Origin of the sequence: Paeniglutamicibacter sp. NPDC091659 (genome assembly GCF_044756805.1) — a bacterium.
Taxonomy (GTDB): domain Bacteria; phylum Actinomycetota; class Actinomycetes; order Actinomycetales; family Micrococcaceae; genus Paeniglutamicibacter.
In genome coordinates this window covers 12,090-27,543 of sequence record NZ_JBIVTO010000008.1, presented here as the reverse complement: position 1 = coordinate 27,543, position 15,454 = coordinate 12,090, and the positions used below count along the sequence as shown (strand labels likewise).

The window sequence follows — 15,454 nt, the reverse complement described above, 5'->3', positions numbered from 1 at the left end:
AATTGCTTCTGTGGCCAGGCTATGCGGCGAAGGTCGGCGTGGGTGCAAGGTCGCACACCCGCGCCATTTCCTCCAGCAGCGCGTTCTCCAGGGTCCGCTGCAGCTCGGCCGCCTGCGGCTGCCCGGCGACGTTGCGCAGTTCCCCCGGATCGGTGCGGTGGTCGTACACCTCGATGCCGGGGGCCCCGAAGTACCTGGTCAACCGCCCCTCGGCGGTCACCACGCTGCGCATGCGAACCGGCGCCGGCAGCCCGTCGATGGAGAACGGCTGGTCCTCCTCGATCAGCACCGCCTCCCGTATCGTATCGGTCGAGCCGTCCAGCAGGGGCTGCAGGCTGCGGCCCTGGATCCCGTGGAACGCACGCACCCCGGCCATCTCGAGCATGGTGGGGGCCAGGTCGGCCGTCGAGACCAGGGCATTGCTGCGCCGTTGTGCGCTGCCGCGCGTCCCCGGGATGCGGATGGCCAGCGGCACCCGGGTCACGGATTCGTAGTGGACGAAGTGCTTGAGCATCAGCCCGTGGTCCCCGAACATGTCCCCGTGGTCGGAGGTGAACACGACGATGGTGTCCTGGTCCTGGCCCGAGTCCTCCAGCGCCGCCAGGATCCGGCCGACCTGCGCGTCCATGAGCTCGATCAGTCCGTACTGGGCGGCAACGGCGCGGCGGTACTGGTCCTCGGAGACGGCGAAGGCCATCGTCGCGTCGGAATTCGGGGTTCCGCGCCCGGCGATCATCGTGCGGATGTGTTCGGGCGAATCGCTGTGGTCCTGCTCGAACCCGTTGGGCAGCTCCATGACCGCCGGGTCGTAGAGCCCCGCGTACTCCTCGGGCGGCGCAAAGGGGTGGTGCGGGTCGGGGAAGGAGACGAAGAGGAAGAACGGGTCCTGCGACGCCGCGGCCGCCTTGATCCGTTCGGCGGCCCGCTCCCCCACGTAGGTGCTCGGGTGGACGTCGACGGGAATCGAGGTGGTGTAGACCTGGTCCCAGCCCGTCGGCGGCTTGGCGCTGGCCTCCGGCCCGCCGAGCACGCGCGGGTCCACGCCGCGATCGCGTGCCCAGTGCACCCAGTGGCCGCCCGGGGCATCGCCGTGGCCGATCACCAGGTCGACCTCCTGGTAGCCGTAGTAGTCCTCAGGCATGCCGACGAAGCCGCGCTCGTGGCGCTCCCGGTTTTCCCACTGGTCCCAGCCGGTCTCCCGCGTGCGTCCCACGGCCCGGGCCGTGCGGACGTCGATGAGCCCGGGGTCGGTGTCCCGGATCTGTTCGGCCTGCTCGGGTTCGAAGTCCCACCCCATGTTCTGGTGGTGGAGCTTGCCCACGGCCGCGGTCCGGTACCCGGACTGCGCCAGCGAGCGCACAAAGGTGGAGCTGTCCGGGTCCAGCGAGATCCCGTTGCACCGGGTGCCGTGCACCGAGGGCCAGCGCCCGGTCAGCAGGCTGGCGCGGTTGGGCATGCAGGTCGGGTTGGCGACGAAGGCGCGGTCGAACACCGCGGCGTCGCTTGTCAGCCGGTCGAGGTTCGGGGTGCGGACCTCGGTGTTGCCGTTGAACCCGAGGTGGTCGGCGCGCAGCTGGTCGGCGATGATGAAGACGATGTTCGGCCGGCCGGCCGTCGTCTCTGGGCCTGCCGTCATGACTGGGCCTGGCGGATCAGCGAGAGCGTGCGGGTGCGCAGCTCGGCGAACCGGGGCAGGGCGCGGGTGCCGATCTGTTCCCGCCCGCCGGGCAGGTCCACGTCGATGATGTCCAGAACCCGGGCCGGCTTGGAGCCGATGGCCACGATCCGGTCCGAGAGGTACACGGCCTCGTCGATGTCGTGGGTGACCAGCAGGATCGTCATGCCGAAGTCCTCGCGGATCTTCAGGCACAGGTCTTCGAGCTCGAAGCGGGTCTGCGCGTCGACCGAGGCGAACGGCTCGTCCATGATCAGGATCTCGGGGCGGTAGGCCAGCGCGCGGGCGATCGCCACGCGCTGCTGCATGCCGCCGGAGAGCTGCCACGGGTACTTGTGGTCTGCGGCGGCCAGCCCGACGGCGGCCAGCGCGGTGTCGCAGCGGGCCTTGAGCTCGGCCGGGTCCAGGCGCAGGTGGCGCAGCGGCAGCACCAGGTTCTTGCGCACGGTCAACCACGGCATGAGCGAGCGCGAGTAGTCCTGGAAGACCAGCGCCATCTCCGGCGGCGGCCCGGAGATCGCCCGGCCGTCGATGCTGATGGTTCCGCCGGTGCTCGGGTGCAGGCCGGCCAGGCACTTGAGCAGGGTGGTCTTGCCGACGCCGGAGGGCCCGACGATGCACATGATCTCGCCGGCCTCGGTGGAGAACGTGAGGTCACCGATGATGTGCGCGGCGGCCGGGCCGGAGCCGTAGCTCTTGGCCAGCGACTGGACCGTGAGTCGCGGTGTTGCAGTTGAGGTTTCCATGGGTTCCTCCGAACCTGAGCGAGCCGAACGGCGGGAAGTGTGGATGGGTGTGCTGTTGTCGGGTGCCCGGTTTTCGGGTGCCGTGTTTTCGGAGACCTTGGTGCTCATGCGGCACGCTCCACCCGGCGGGAGCCGACGTACCAGCGCAGCACCCGTCCCTTGATGAGCTCGAAGACGATGTTCACCAGGAAGCCGATGGCGCCGAGCAGCAGGATGCCCGCCCACATGTCGGCGGACATGAAGGACTGCTGCGCCAGCAGCGTCATCGCCCCGATGCCCTGGGAGGACCCGAGCATCTCGGAGGCGATCATGACCACGAAGCTCACCTGCAGGCTGACCTGCATCCCGGAGAAGATCTGCGGGCCGGCCGCGGGCAGGTACACGCGCACCATCCGTTCGGCCGGGGTGAGCCGGTAGACGGAGCAGACGTCCTTCAGCGAGCCGTCGAGGCCGCGGATCCCGTCCATCGTGGCGATGAGCGTGGGGAAGAACGCGGCCAGCGCGATGTTGGCCACGCGCATTTCCGGGCCGAAGCCGATCAGCGTGATGACGATCGGGATCATCGCCACCGGCGGGATGCCGCGGAAGAAGTGGATGGTCGGCTCGAACATCCAGCGGATGGTCGGGACCATCGCCAGCACGAAGCCGACCAGCACGCCGGCCGCGATGCCGATCAGGAACCCGGTGAACAGGTTGCCCATGCTCAGCAGCACGTCGGACTTGAAATGCTCGAAGAGCCACAGGTCGGCGAAGCGCTCCATGATCCGGCTCAGCGGCGGGAAGAAGGCGTTCGTCGAGTTCTCCGACAGCGTCCACCAGGCGACCAGCGCCGCCACGGGGCTCGCGATGCCCAGCAGGACCAGCAGCATCTTGTTTTTGGACATCATGTTTTTCACAGCGATACCTCCCGGTGGGACGGGTGCCAGTGCAGCGCCTTGGCTTCGGCCCACGAGCTGGTCCAGTGGAAGACGAGCCCCAGCATGCCCAGCACGATCACCAGGGCGTAGAGCGTGGAGAAGTTGCCGGCGGCCTGGGCCTGGTAGATCGAGCGGCCGAGGCCCGGGGCGCCGCCCAGCAGCCCGGCAACCACGGCGATGACCAGCGCGGTGGGCGCGGCCACCCGCATGGCGGTGCCGATGAACGGGCTGGCGCTGGGCAGCACGATCCGCGCCTTGATCTCCATCGGCGTCATGCCGAAGGAGCGGGCGGTGGCCAGCGCGACGGGATCGGTGTCCTGGACGCCGGAGGCCGTCTGCATGACGATGGCCAGCGAGCAGCCGAACGCGACCAGCACGAAGGCCATGGGCCAGGTCGGGCCCAGCACCATGACGGCCAGCGGCAGGATGACGATCGGCGGGATCGGCTTCAGGAACTCGAAGACCGCCAGGGTCAGCGACCTGAGCACCGCCGAGGTGCCGATCAGGATGCCCAGCACGATCCCCAGCACCGCGCTGAAGACCAGGCCGGCCAGGGCGATGAGCACGGTGACCGACAGCTCGGCCCAGAACTCCTGGGTCCCCAGCAGCGCGGCCAGCTTGCCGGCCGTCTCGAACACCGAGGGAACCGCGTCGCCGAAGAGCTGCGCGGCCGCGACAACCTGCCAGGCCACCAGCACGATCACTGCGCCGAGGGCGCCCAGCAGGGTCCGGGTGCTGCGGGAATCGCGCTGGGGCAGGACCAGCAGGCCGTTGGGCGTGCGGCTATTTGTCGCTGAGGATGAGGCTGTCATCGATCTTCACCTCTTCCGGCAGGAACCCGAGCTCGGCCAGGCGGGTGTCGACGCGCTGGATGTCGGCGAACCGGACCTCGGTCGGCCAGTAGGTCAGTGCCGAGTTCTTCAGGACCTCCAGCGGGGTGTCGGTCAGCTTGGCGGCGATCTCCAGGGCCTCGTCGTGGTGCTCGTTCGCGTAGGCATTGGCCTTGTTGATGGCGCGGGCAAAGGCCTTCAGCTGCTCGGCCTTCTTGGTCGCCGTGGATTCCCCGGCGACGTAGAGGCCGACGGCGCCCTTTTCGAAGAACTCGACGCCCGGCGAGGAAACGACCTTGCCGCCGTCGGCAACGGCCTTGGAGGTGAACGGGGCCACCAGGCCCGCGGCGTCGACGCGGCCCTGCTTCAGGGACTGCACCGCGGAGGAGAAGTCCAGGACGATCCAGTTGATCTTGGACGGGTCCCCGCCGGCCTGCTTGACCGCATTCGAGATGGTGACCTCAAGCTGGGCCTTGCGCGCCGGCACCGAGATCGTCTTGCCCTCCAGCTCGCCGACCGAGGTGATCGGCGAATCCTTGCCGACGATCAGCGCGGTGTCGTCGACCAGCGTCAGGTCGCTCTTGCCCATGGCGTCGTCGCTGTAGCCGTCGGCGGCCGCCACGATCTTCAGCGGCACGCCCTGGGACAGCGCGTTGAACATCGGGATCGAGGGGGTGTAGGTCAGGTCCAGCTGGCCGCTCTGGGCGGCCGCCACTCCGGCGGGCGGGTTGGCGACCACGGAGGTTTCGACGGTGAGGCCTTCGTCCTTGAAGTAGCCCTTCGTCTTCGCCAGCTCGATGGCCGCGTCGGAGGTCAGGCCGATGGTGCCGACCTTCAGGGTGGTGCTGCCGCCGGGCGTGGGTGCCGCGGCGGGTTCGTTTCCGGTGCTGCAGGCGGCCATTGACAGGGTCAGCGAGCCCACGGCGAGCAGGGCCATTGAACGTAGGGAAAGTTTCACTTTTGCTCCTGGAGTGTTGGCGCCGCCACGGAGGCGGCGCGTGGTGATTTGGTGGGGCAGGCGTTGCGGGAGAACGGTTCGTTCACAACGCCGAATAGACGAGACTGCCGTTGGAAATCGTGTGGGTCGTCGGGTTGTCGCGCAGTGCGCGGACATCGTCGGCAACCGGTTTTTCGAGAATGCAAAGGTCGGCGAGGTAACCGGCGGCAAGGCGCCCCTTGCGGTCCTCGGAGTGGTCCTGCCACGCGGGGTGGATGGTCATCATCTCCAGCGCCTGTCGGAAGCCGACCCGCTCGGGGTCGTCGGTGGCGCCCGGGCCGGCCGTGGTGTCCCGGGTGACGGCCGCGATGACCGATTCCCGCCAGTCCGGCGTGGTCACCGGCGCGTCCGAGGCGATGTTCGTCGGCACTCCCGCCGCCAGCAGCGAGGACAGCGGCTGCTGCCCGTCGAACCTTTCCGCGCCCAGGATCTTCTTCATCAGGGCCCCGGCCTCCGAGCGGATGGTCGGGTTCGTGCTGAGGCCGACGCCGTGGCGCTGGAACCTTGCGATGGTTTCCCGGTCCTTGAAGGCGCCATGGATGATGTAGTGCCGTGCGTCGCGTGGGTTTTTCCCCTGGGCATCGGCGATGGCGGCGATGGCGGCGTCCGTCGTCGCGTCGCCCGTGGCGTGGATTCCGGCCTGGAGTCCGCCCTCATGGATGCGGTCGATGATCTTGCGGAGTTCTTGCTCGCGCTCGGCATCGGAATTCCCGACGATGACCATGCTTCCGTGGTTGTGGCCGCAAGGGGTCTCGTAGGGTTCGCTCATCCACGCGGTGCCGGAACGCGGGATGCCGTCGGCGAAGATCTTGACCCCGGCGATCCGCAGGAGGTCTTCGCTGATGCCGCGGCGCCGCAGGCTGCCTGGAAGGTCTCCGGCCAGTCCCGTGCGGACGTCGTTTTCGTTCGCCCCGCCGGTGGAGGAGAAGAGCAACAGCACGTTGATCCGAAGGGTCAGTTCCTCGTCGGCCGCGAGATCCGCCAGCAGCGACAGGCTCCGGGTTGCACTCGATCCTCCCATGAGTCCCTCGCCGCCCGGACCCAGGCCGGGTTCCGTCAGCGACGTGATTCCCAGGGAGTGCAACAGGCGCTGGTGCTTGACGATGCATTCCTTGAGTTCGGCATCTCCCAGTTGCGGGACGACCTTGCCCGCGAGTTCGACGGCCGCGTCGACCAGCAGTCCGTTTGCCCTTCCGTCGGCGAAGCGTCCCACGACGCCGTCGGGGTAGCCGCCGGTCCATGAATCGAGCCCGGCCAGCCGGGCCGCGGTTTCGTTCATGAGCAGCTGGTGCCCTGTTTGGTCGTAGGCAACCAACGGGGATTCCGGTCGAAGACCAAACACGTGCTCCGGGCCTCCGTGGCCGAGCACTGCTTCGTCCCAGCCATGTGCGCGAATCCAGCCGTCGTTAGCCGGAGCCGCATCCTCGAGGATGCGGACGACTTCCGCCCAGCTGCCCGCCACATGGCTTCCGACCGACAGCGTCCCGTGCTCGGAGACCGCCGACTCGACGAAATGCAGGTGGCCGTCGTTGATTCCGGGGAGCACAGCCCCGCCTTGCGCGTCGATGACCCGGGTCCGGTTTCCGATGAGATCCCGGATTTCGCTGCCGCCGACCGCTGAAATTCGACGGCCTGTCACGGCAACGGCAGTGGCGTCCCCCGCGGATGCGTCGGCTCCGTGAACTTGTCCGTTCACGATGACAACGTCTGCTGCTTGGTTGGTTCCCGTCATTTGCTTGCACTCCCCTTCGTCAAATTGTCACGCCTGGTGTGATCCAGCTAACTTGCCAAGTAGAGTATGTCGTATGACTTAGTCGTTTGACCAGAACTATCGAAAAGTTTCTTTCCGCGACCTTCGGTGAGGATCCGTAGGATGGAATACAAGTTGCACAGGAAGGCATCTCGAAAATGGCACACGTTTCCATAAAAGATCGCAGTCACCAGTTTGTTGAGGCTGCTGCTCGGGTAATTGCGCGAGAGGGAATTGCTGCTGCCACGACACGGCGAATTGCGGCGGAAGCCGACGCCCCGCTGGCGGCATTGCACTATTGCTTCCGCAGCAAGGATGAGCTTCTTGACGAGGTTTACAATTTCCTCAGCCGGGACTACGCCCGCGAGCTGGAGCCCATGCAGAGCGACTTGACACTGGAGGAATCCGTTCGGGAGCACGCCAAAAGAATTTGGCGACGAATGCTAAACACGCCTCACGAACAAGTAACCACTTTTGAGCTTTTGCTTCGCCGGAATCGAATGAAATCCGGGGACGAAATGGAACGGGCAATTGAAATCAACCGGTCAATGTACCAGGGCTGGGTAAATTCAACGGTCTCGATTTTCGAGGCCGGCGCCAAGACCTCCGGAGTCGCCGATCCACGCGACCTGGACATCATTGCACGCTCATTCATCGCGAACATTGACGGCATCAGCCTGCAACACCTGGCCGACCCCGATGACGAACGCTCGTGGCAGCTGGTCGAGATACTGATCGATTCGATAATCTTTCAGATACTCAAGCGGAACGCCGTCGGCGAGCAGCCGTAGGACGCACGAAAAACCCTGCTGAAGTGGGCGCCGTCGGGCAAGCCCCACCGCGCGCCGATGGCACCCACCGGCACCTGGACCTGCAGCGGGTCCTCAAGGTCCCGTCGACAATGCTCGAGGCGCCGGGTGCGGATCCACTCGGCAACGGTGTGCCCGGTGTCAGCGAAGAGCTTGTGCAAGCTTCGCAACGACATGAAATGTGCATCGGCAACCGCGCCGGGACTCAGCCTCGAGTCCGAGAGATGCTCCTCGATATATGCCTGGATTTGCCGGATCTGGCGAGACTGATTCCCGTCAAGCAGTTCATTTCGCTCATGGAGCTCGCTGGCCAGCAGGGTTCCAAGAATGTCGACGGCGTTGGCCGCCAGGCGTTGGCCAATGGGCCCACCCATCTGCGGCAACATGTGAGCGATCTGGGTCAGGAACGGAGCCACCGCGCAGCCGATCTGGTTCCGCGATCCGATGCCAACCGCAGTCAGCTCCGAAACGTCGCGGGCGGGAAGCCCCAAAAGGTGGTGCGGAAACATCAGCACGAGGGTCCGGAAATCCTCTTCAAACAAGAGCGTGTATGGCTGCTGGGTGTCGTAGATTGCCAGCTCGCCGGGGCGCAGAACCGTCTCGCGTCCACCCTGGAGCAACATGCCGTGTCCGCTCAATTGAAGGTTGAGCTTGAAGTACGGCGTATCCCCGGCCGCCACCAGCTCCTCGGTCCGGCGAACCACGTGGGCCGTTGCGGCGACTTCCATGACACCCACGCTCCCCAGCTGGTTTCCGGCAATGGCACCCGAAAAGGCACCCGGACGAACCGGCTCGGAGAGCAGCGGAACGAAGGCCCCGGAAACAAGTTCCTTCCATGCGCTGAAGGAATCAACATGCTGCAGCTGGTACACGAGCGGCGAACCTTTCCCCAATCCGGCCAACATCCCCTGCCGATACATCGGACGGGTCAGTGAGTGGCATCACATTGGTGCCAATCTACGCCGGAAAGCTCGCAAAGTCACGTTTTTTCTCTGGCTGGAGGGTTTAGAAATTTTCGGCGGATCAGTCCGCCTTCAGCATGCCCAGGTGTGCATCCAGTTGCTCCTGAAGCAATCGGGGGGTGTTGAATTTTGCGTCCAGAACCGCAACCACCTGCGCGCCCATGAGGAATGTCAGCAGGGATTCACTCGCGTGATCGACCCGGATTTCACCCCGCAGAACGCCGCCGCCGATACCCTCGGAGATCCAGTGCCGGATGAGCGCTCGCCACTGGGCCATGGCCTCGTCGTTGACTTCGGCAAACTCCCGCTCATGAATGGCCATCTGCCAGAACGGGATCACGACACGGGCCTCGTCCAGCCGATCCGCATCCATCGGAAGAACCTCCAGGGCGAAACTGCGCAGGGCTTCCAGCCCGTCCAGCCCGCGGGTGGCTCTTTCGATCCTCGCATTCGTCCGGCCGAACACGTGGGTGAAGGTCGCGCGCATCAGGCTGGCGCGCGTGGGGAAGTAGGGCTTAAGCGCACCGTTGGCAAAGCCCGCCTCGGCGGCAACGTCCCTAAGGGTCACCCCGTCGAATCCCCGTCGGGCAATAACCCTCCACGTGACCTCAACCAATTCAAGGCGACGTGCGTCATGGTCCACAATTTTCGGCATGTCGTCCATCCTACGGGTCGCCGCCGCGACCTCGGAGTCACTCGGGCCCGTCAAGTCAACCCCTTGTAAAGAACGACGATCGTGGCTATTCTCTACAATCAGAGAATATAAACGTGGCGCACATCACGACCGTTCGAGATGGCACACACCCCACAAGTCCTCCCCCCGAAAGGCAAGCTCATGACCCTCAGCAACGCCACCGAACAGCACACCGGCACCGGTGCCTACGCACTGGCCAGCAGCGAAGAAATCGATGCGGTGCGCGCCATCCTTTCCGAGAACGGCCACTTCCCGGAGTCGGCCCGGGTCACCTACCTGGGCCTGGAAGATCCACGCCGCGGCGAGGAAACGGTGGACCGCCGGTTCCGCGTCTTCCTACTCGATGTTGCGGGTTCCCGCCCCAAGGACGTCGTGGTTTCGGTGACGAACCGGATCATCGAAAGCGTCGTCGAACTGGACACCGCCACCAGCGGCGAGCTGCCGGTCCTGGAAGAGGAATTCGAGATGGTCGAGCAGCTGCTCTCCGAAGACCCCCGCTGGCTCGAGGCCCTGGCCAAGCGCAACCTGGCCGTCGAAAACGTCCGCGTGGCACCGTTGTCCGCCGGCGTCTTCGAATACCCTGAAGAATCCGGGCGGCGCATCCTTCGCGGCCTGGCCTTCGTGCAGAACCACCCGGAGGATTCGGCTTGGGCACACCCCGTCGACGGTCTGGTCGGTTACGTGGACGTGGCGAACCGCAGCGTGGACCAGGTCATCGACCTGGGCGTCGTGGACATCCCTGCCGAGCACGGCAACTACACCGACCCGGAACTCACCGGCCCGTTGCGCACCACGCAGAAGCCGATCTCCATCACCCAGCCCGAGGGCCCCAGCTTCATGGTCACCGGAGGCAACCACGTCGAGTGGGAAAAGTGGAGCCTGGATGTGGGCTTCGACGTGCGCGAGGGCCTGGTGCTGCACAACATCTCCTTCGAGGACAAGGGCCGGCCCCGACGCATCCTCAACCGCGCCTCGATCGCCGAAATGGTAGTGCCCTACGGCGACCCCTCCCCCGTGCGCAGCTGGCAGAACTACTTCGACACCGGCGAATACCTGGTGGGCCAGTTCGCCAACTCCCTGGAGCTGGGCTGCGATTGCCTGGGCGAAATCCACTACATGTCCCCGGTGGTCTCCAACGCCCGCGGCGAGGCGCGCACCATCAAGAACGGCATCTGCATGCACGAGGAAGACTGGTCGATCCTGGCCAAGCACTCGGACCTGTGGAGCGGCATCAACTACACCCGCCGCAACCGCCGCCTGGTGATCTCGTTCTTCACCACCGTAGGCAACTACGACTATGGCTTCTACTGGTACCTGTACCTCGATGGCACCATCGAATTCGAGGCCAAGGCGACCGGCATCGTGTTCACCAGCGCACACCCGGGCGGCGACTACCCGTACGCCTCGGAAATGGCGCCGGGCCTCGGCGCCCCGTACCACCAGCACCTCTTCGGTGCCCGGCTGGACTTCGCCCTTGACGGCGGCCCGGGCCGCGTCGAGGAAGAGGACGTGGTTCGCGTGCCCACCGGTCCCGAGAACCTGCGCGGCAACGCCTTCTCGCGCAAGCGCACGGTCTTCACCCGCGAATCCGAGGCGATCCGCGACGCCGACTCGTCCAAGGGACGCACCTGGGTGGTGTCCAACCCTGAATCCACCAACCGCCTTGGCCACCCGGTGGGCTACAAGCTGCACCCTGCCGGGCAGCCAACCCTGCTGGCGGACGAGGATTCCTCCATCTACCGCCGCGCGACCTTCGCCTCCAAGGCACTGTGGGTGACCCCGGCCGCGGAGGGTGAGCGCTACCCGACCGGCGACTTCGTGAACCAGCACGCGGGCGGCGCGGGCCTGCCCGAGTGGGTCAAGGCCGACCGCGACATCGACGGCAAGGACCTCGTCGTGTGGCACACCTTCGGGCTGACCCACTTCCCGCGTCCCGAGGACTGGCCGATCATGCCGGTGGACACCATCGGGTTCAAGCTGCGCCCCGAGGGCTTCTTCGACCGCTCGCCGGTCCTCGACGTCCCGGCGCCGGCCACCGGCAAGTCCTGCCACAGCTAGGCATCCACACCATGACGACGATTCATGCGGGTGTCGCAACAGCGGCGCCCGCATGGGATCCGGCCCCCGGTTCCGCGGCCACGGCTTCGCCGCCGCCTGCGGCTTCCGGTCAGGTCCTGGCCAGGGCCATTGCCGCCACGGCGATGGCCCTGGGCCTTGCCCACGGGTGGCTCCTGGTGGTGTTCCCGCATGGCCTGCCAATAACCCTGTTGTTGGCCGCAATGGTCGCCGCGTGCCTGAAATGTGCGCACCGGGCATGGGGCGGCCCGCAGGCGCTGTCCGGGCTGTTGGCCATGTCGGCACTCATGGCCATCGTCCACACGTTCATGGCGTTGGGATTTGGCGGCCACCAGCACGGGGTCCACGGTGCAGCAACCGCGGCAACGGCGGCTTCAGGCGCCATGCTCGCCATTGCCGCGGCCGAATTGGCGCTCGTCATGCTGTGCAGCATCGGCATGCGGCGCGCTTTCCCCTCGGGCCGTGCTGCCCGCTACTTGGTGTAGTACTTCTCCAAGGTCTTGACCTTTTTGCTCTTCATGTCCTTGGCAATCGCGGTTCCGACGTAGCGGAAATGCCAGGGTTCGTAGGCGTACCCGGTGGTCTTCTCGGCGCCCTTGGGGTAGCGCATGATGAACCCGTATTTGTGCGAGTTCTTGGCCACCCACTTGCCCTCACGGGTGCTTGCAAAGCACTTGGAAATCACGCACCGGCCGCTTGATGCGCCCACGTCCATGGCCAGACCGGTCTGATGTTCGGAAGTTCCCGGCCGTGCGGAGACGCGTGCGGCCTGCTTGGCACCCAACTGGCGGGAGTAATAGGCAAACAGCACCTTTTGGCGGGCGTAGGAGCGGTAACCCGACACCGCCGTCAGCGAGATCCCGTCTTTCTTTGCAGCCTTGCGCATCTTGGAGAAGGCAGCAACCGCCTCGGGGGTCATTTGTTTCGAGGTCCCGGGAATGGCCTTCAAGGCCGGCTTGTAGCTTGGGCTCAGTTTGTGGTCTTTGTTGACGATGAATCCGAGCTCGTATTTGGCCGGCGCCTTCAGGGGCGGCTTCGACGAATCCGTGGCCTTCGATGCCATGGCGTTGAGTCCCGGATCGACTTTTTTGGCCACCAGAGGCAGGATTTGGATGGAGACACCAGCGTCAATGCCAGACGGTGCAGTTTGTGCATTTCCCGGGCCGGTTGCAGCGATTACCGCGGCCACGGCGAGGCTCGTCGCGATCACCAACACTCGGGGGAAACCGGATCTCTTCTCGAATGGCATCGCGTTTGCCTTCTTCCCGACTTGGCTGGTTACGCATCGAGGATATTTCGCTGAAATTCAATTCACCATACATCCGGGTCCGGCACGCTTCCACCCCCCGATACCCTGGGGCAGGGCCCAATGCCCCGGTTGGGAAGACCCGGCGCGAACGCGGCCCGGTGGTTTTCGAAGCCGGATTTTGTCAGCTCCGAGACTTGTCCGTGCCCTTGCCCAGCCGAACCTTGATCCCGTCGATCAGCAGGCCCATGGCAAACCGGTAATTCTCGTCGTCCTGCACCTCTGCCATGACCCCCACGGATGCCACCGCCAGCGGGTAATCCGCCCGGGGCACCTTCGCATAACTCGCCACCCAGGCCCGGTCATCTTCGGTGGACTTTTCGCCCAGGAGAAGCAACCCCGCGCTGAAACCGGTCCACGCCAACATGAAGTCGGCACATGCCCGATGGATCAATGCAGCCTCCCGCAGTTCGAACCCGGCCAGCTTCAGGACGGCAAGCATGGCTTCGACGAACTTCATCTCGCCCTCCTGACGGGTCACCCGCAGGGCCGCCAGCGTCGCCACCGACGGATAGCGCAGAAAACTGGCCCTGGCGCGGAGCAGGAGCTCCTCCAGCGAAAGCTCCCAATACGGCCCCTGCTCGTAGCCTTCCATGCCCATGTCCAGAACCCGATCGGCGAGCGCCAGGAGGAGTTCGTCCTTGTCGGCAAAGTGCCGGTAGAGCGCGGTGGGATCGGCTCCCAGCTCCTTGCCGATCTTGCGGAATGAGAGCGTGTCGGTGGCCGAGTCTGCGGCCAAATGCAGGCATGCCTCGAGAATGTTCTCTCGATTCAGTCCTTGTGCACGGCGACGCGGCTTGGCATCCGGACCGCTCTCAGTGTTGTTCCCCATGGCTGGCTTGGCTCCTCGGCCGCTCAATATTGTCAACGGTGTTGACTTTAAGACGTTACTGCGATTTTATGAACTGAAACACATTTTACCTCGCGGTATTTTTTTGAGAGGGCTCTCGTGAACGACACCTGGCTTTTCCACTCGGGGACCATCTTCGATGGAGCCACGGTCTTGGATGCAGGAAGTGCCGTCGCCGTGCGCGACGGGCGGGTCATTGCCGTGGGCAAGGAATCCAGGGTTCGCGCAATCCTGCCGCATCCCGATCACGACATCGCCCTCGGTTCACGGGCCCTGACGCCCGGTTTCACCGATGCCCATGTGCACAACATCATGGGCGGACTCGAGTCCCTGGCCTGCGACCTGACCGGCGCCGCGGGCATCGCCGAAGTGTGCGAGCTCATCGGGACCTACGCTGCCGGATGCGACGATGCTTGGATCACGGGTGGCGGATGGTCGATGAGCGACTTCGCCGGGGGCTCCCCCACCGCCGAGTTGTTGGATTCGCTGGTGCCGGACCGCCCCGTCTACCTGCTCAACCGCGACCACCACGGCGCCTGGGTCAACAGCGCCGCCCTGAGGTTGGCCGGCATCACCGCCCGGACACCGGACCCCTCCGACGGACGCATCGAACGCGACGCTTCAGGCAACCCCACCGGCACCCTGCACGAGGGCGCCATGGACCTTGTCACCGCATTCATCCCGGCACCCGATGCCGCAACCTTGCGTGCCGGACTGCTGGCAGGGCAGGCCTACCTGCATTCCTTTGGCGTCACCGGATGGCAGGAAGCAATCCTTGGCACCTACGCCGGCTACTCCGACGTGTCACCCGCCTACCGCGCACTCTATGCCGAGGGGCTGGCCACCGGGCAGGCTGCAGGCGCCCTGTGGGTGCCGCGCGAAACAACGCTGGAAGCCGTCCCGGCGCTTGTCGAAAACTTCCTGGCTCGCCGGTCCGAAAACGCCGCCGCGGGGTTCCGCACCACCACGGCCAAGATCATGGTCGACGGGATCGCGGAAAACCAGACCGCCGCAATGCTCGAGCCCTACCTGCGCACCTGCGACTGCGCCCCGGACACACCCGAGAACACCGGCCCGCAATACCTGGACCCCGTCGTTCTCACGGCAGTTGCCGTGGCCCTCGATGCCGCGGGATTCGACTTGCACCTGCACGTCATCGGCGATGCCGCGACCCGCCTGGCGCTCGACGCCATCGAGGCGGCCCGCACCGCCAACGGGACCACCGGCGGACGCCACCATCTGGCGCACCTGCAGATCATCCACCCCGACGACGTGCCGCGCTTCGGTGCGCTGGGTCTGAGCATCAACGCCCAGGCGCTGTGGGCCTGCAACGACGACCAAATGGTCGAGCTGACCAACCCGATCCTCGGCGCCGAACGCCTCGGGTGGCAGTACCCGTTCCGTTCACTCGTCGATTCCGGGGCGCACCTGGTCATGGGCTCGGACTGGCCGGTCTCCACCCCCAACCCGTGGGAAGCCATCCATGTGGCCGTCAACCGCACCCACCCCGATTACCCGGGCGCCGAACCCCTCGTCGCGGACCAGTCCATCACGCTGCTGCAGGCCATGCGCGCCTACACGCAGGGCAGCGCCTGGATCAACCGCGACCACGAGGGCGGCCGGATCCGCCCCGGGGCCCGCGCCGACCTGGTCCTGCTGGATTCGGATCCCTTTGCCCTTGCCTCCGACGATTTGCACGCTGTGGGGGTGGAACTCACCCTCGCCGCAGGACGCGCAGTGTACGAACGCGCAGCCATGAGCGTCTAGGGCCACCGGTTCCCCCATTCCACACCCATCGCGTTTTGCACACGAACATTGCGTTCACATCATCCATGCAAGGAA

The 15,454-nt window shown here is 65.7% G+C and carries 14 protein-coding genes; 4 read left to right on the top strand and 10 right to left on the bottom strand.

Translation table 11 applies throughout. The features are described from left to right. Positions 1-19: 19 nt before the first annotated feature. The 6 genes from ACIQLF_RS14885 to ACIQLF_RS14860 form a co-directional block, all read right to left on the bottom strand. Entirely contained in the window at positions 20-1,636 is a 1,617-nt protein-coding gene (locus tag ACIQLF_RS14885) for a sulfatase (protein WP_400299892.1), read from the bottom strand. After that, positions 1,633-2,421, bottom strand: coding sequence for an ABC transporter ATP-binding protein (locus tag ACIQLF_RS14880; RefSeq protein ID WP_400300318.1), 789 nt, complete (start codon positions 2,419-2,421; stop codon positions 1,633-1,635). Before ACIQLF_RS14880 ends, ACIQLF_RS14885 begins: the two co-directional genes overlap by 4 nt. Positions 2,422-2,525: 104 nt before the next feature. Further along, positions 2,526-3,308 (bottom strand): ABC transporter permease, encoded by a 783-nt coding sequence (locus ACIQLF_RS14875; protein ID WP_400299889.1) that lies wholly within the window; start codon positions 3,306-3,308, stop codon positions 2,526-2,528. Positions 3,309-3,313: 5 nt separating this feature from the next. Further along, a complete protein-coding gene (locus ACIQLF_RS14870) occupies positions 3,314-4,150 on the bottom strand; it encodes an ABC transporter permease (protein ID WP_400299887.1) in 837 nt (278 codons plus the stop codon). Continuing rightward, positions 4,122-5,126 (bottom strand): ABC transporter substrate-binding protein, encoded by a 1,005-nt coding sequence (locus ACIQLF_RS14865; protein WP_400299885.1) that lies wholly within the window; start codon positions 5,124-5,126, stop codon positions 4,122-4,124. Before ACIQLF_RS14865 ends, ACIQLF_RS14870 begins: the two co-directional genes overlap by 29 nt. Before the next feature lie 82 nt (positions 5,127-5,208). After that, positions 5,209-6,897, bottom strand: a complete 1,689-nt coding sequence (locus tag ACIQLF_RS14860) for an amidohydrolase (RefSeq protein ID WP_400299882.1) — start codon at positions 6,895-6,897, stop codon at positions 5,209-5,211. Positions 6,898-7,073: 176 nt separating this feature from the next. Between ACIQLF_RS14860 and ACIQLF_RS14855 the strand changes: the two genes are divergently transcribed. Next, on the top strand, positions 7,074-7,706 hold the full coding sequence (locus ACIQLF_RS14855) for a TetR/AcrR family transcriptional regulator (RefSeq protein WP_400299880.1): 633 nt from the start codon (positions 7,074-7,076) through the stop codon (positions 7,704-7,706). Here the strand turns inward: ACIQLF_RS14855 and ACIQLF_RS14850 are convergent. Both ACIQLF_RS14850 and ACIQLF_RS14845 read right to left on the bottom strand, forming a co-directional pair. Then, complete coding sequence (locus ACIQLF_RS14850; protein WP_400299877.1) at positions 7,667-8,596, bottom strand: helix-turn-helix domain-containing protein; 930 nt, start codon at positions 8,594-8,596, stop codon at positions 7,667-7,669. The two genes, ACIQLF_RS14855 and ACIQLF_RS14850, sit on opposite strands and share 40 nt — an antisense overlap. 151 nt (positions 8,597-8,747) lie before the next feature. After that, positions 8,748-9,350, bottom strand: coding sequence for a TetR/AcrR family transcriptional regulator (locus tag ACIQLF_RS14845; RefSeq protein WP_400299874.1), 603 nt, complete (start codon positions 9,348-9,350; stop codon positions 8,748-8,750). A 171-nt stretch (positions 9,351-9,521) separates the two neighbouring features. On the opposite strand from ACIQLF_RS14845, the gene ACIQLF_RS14840 reads away from it, so the two are divergent. Both ACIQLF_RS14840 and ACIQLF_RS14835 read left to right on the top strand, forming a co-directional pair. Continuing rightward, positions 9,522-11,438 carry a primary-amine oxidase gene (locus tag ACIQLF_RS14840; RefSeq protein ID WP_400299872.1) on the top strand — a complete coding sequence of 639 codons (1,917 nt, stop codon included), beginning with the start codon at positions 9,522-9,524 and terminating at the stop codon, positions 11,436-11,438. Positions 11,439-11,449: 11 nt separating this feature from the next. Further along, positions 11,450-11,941 carry a hypothetical protein gene (locus tag ACIQLF_RS14835; RefSeq protein ID WP_400299869.1) on the top strand — a complete coding sequence of 164 codons (492 nt, stop codon included), beginning with the start codon at positions 11,450-11,452 and terminating at the stop codon, positions 11,939-11,941. Here the strand turns inward: ACIQLF_RS14835 and ACIQLF_RS14830 are convergent. Both ACIQLF_RS14830 and ACIQLF_RS14825 read right to left on the bottom strand, forming a co-directional pair. Continuing rightward, entirely contained in the window at positions 11,929-12,552 is a 624-nt protein-coding gene (locus tag ACIQLF_RS14830; protein ID WP_400299867.1) for a D-alanyl-D-alanine carboxypeptidase family protein, read from the bottom strand. The genes ACIQLF_RS14835 and ACIQLF_RS14830 overlap by 13 nt on opposite strands. 334 nt (positions 12,553-12,886) lie before the next feature. Next, positions 12,887-13,594, bottom strand: a complete 708-nt coding sequence (locus ACIQLF_RS14825) for a TetR/AcrR family transcriptional regulator (RefSeq protein WP_400299865.1) — start codon at positions 13,592-13,594, stop codon at positions 12,887-12,889. A gap of 117 nt (positions 13,595-13,711) precedes the next feature. Between ACIQLF_RS14825 and ACIQLF_RS14820 the strand changes: the two genes are divergently transcribed. Next, positions 13,712-15,379: an amidohydrolase gene (locus tag ACIQLF_RS14820; protein ID WP_400299863.1), complete on the top strand. Its 1,668-nt coding sequence runs from the start codon at positions 13,712-13,714 to the stop codon at positions 15,377-15,379. The last annotated feature ends 75 nt before the right edge of the window (positions 15,380-15,454 follow it).

Coding starts and splice junctions, on each gene's coding strand:
- ACIQLF_RS14885 (WP_400299892.1), bottom strand. CDS start 1,636: ATGACGGCAGGCCCAGAGACGACGGCCGGCCGGCCGAACATCGTCTTC.
- ACIQLF_RS14880 (WP_400300318.1), bottom strand. CDS start 2,421: ATGGAAACCTCAACTGCAACACCGCGACTCACGGTCCAGTCGCTGGCC.
- ACIQLF_RS14875 (WP_400299889.1), bottom strand. CDS start 3,308: ATGATGTCCAAAAACAAGATGCTGCTGGTCCTGCTGGGCATCGCGAGC.
- ACIQLF_RS14870 (WP_400299887.1), bottom strand. CDS start 4,150: ATGACAGCCTCATCCTCAGCGACAAATAGCCGCACGCCCAACGGCCTG.
- ACIQLF_RS14860 (WP_400299882.1), bottom strand. CDS start 6,897: ATGACGGGAACCAACCAAGCAGCAGACGTTGTCATCGTGAACGGACAA.
- ACIQLF_RS14855 (WP_400299880.1), top strand. CDS start 7,074: ATGGCACACGTTTCCATAAAAGATCGCAGTCACCAGTTTGTTGAGGCT.
- ACIQLF_RS14845 (WP_400299874.1), bottom strand. CDS start 9,350: ATGGACGACATGCCGAAAATTGTGGACCATGACGCACGTCGCCTTGAA.
- ACIQLF_RS14840 (WP_400299872.1), top strand. CDS start 9,522: ATGACCCTCAGCAACGCCACCGAACAGCACACCGGCACCGGTGCCTAC.
- ACIQLF_RS14835 (WP_400299869.1), top strand. CDS start 11,450: ATGACGACGATTCATGCGGGTGTCGCAACAGCGGCGCCCGCATGGGAT.
- ACIQLF_RS14825 (WP_400299865.1), bottom strand. CDS start 13,594: ATGGGGAACAACACTGAGAGCGGTCCGGATGCCAAGCCGCGTCGCCGT.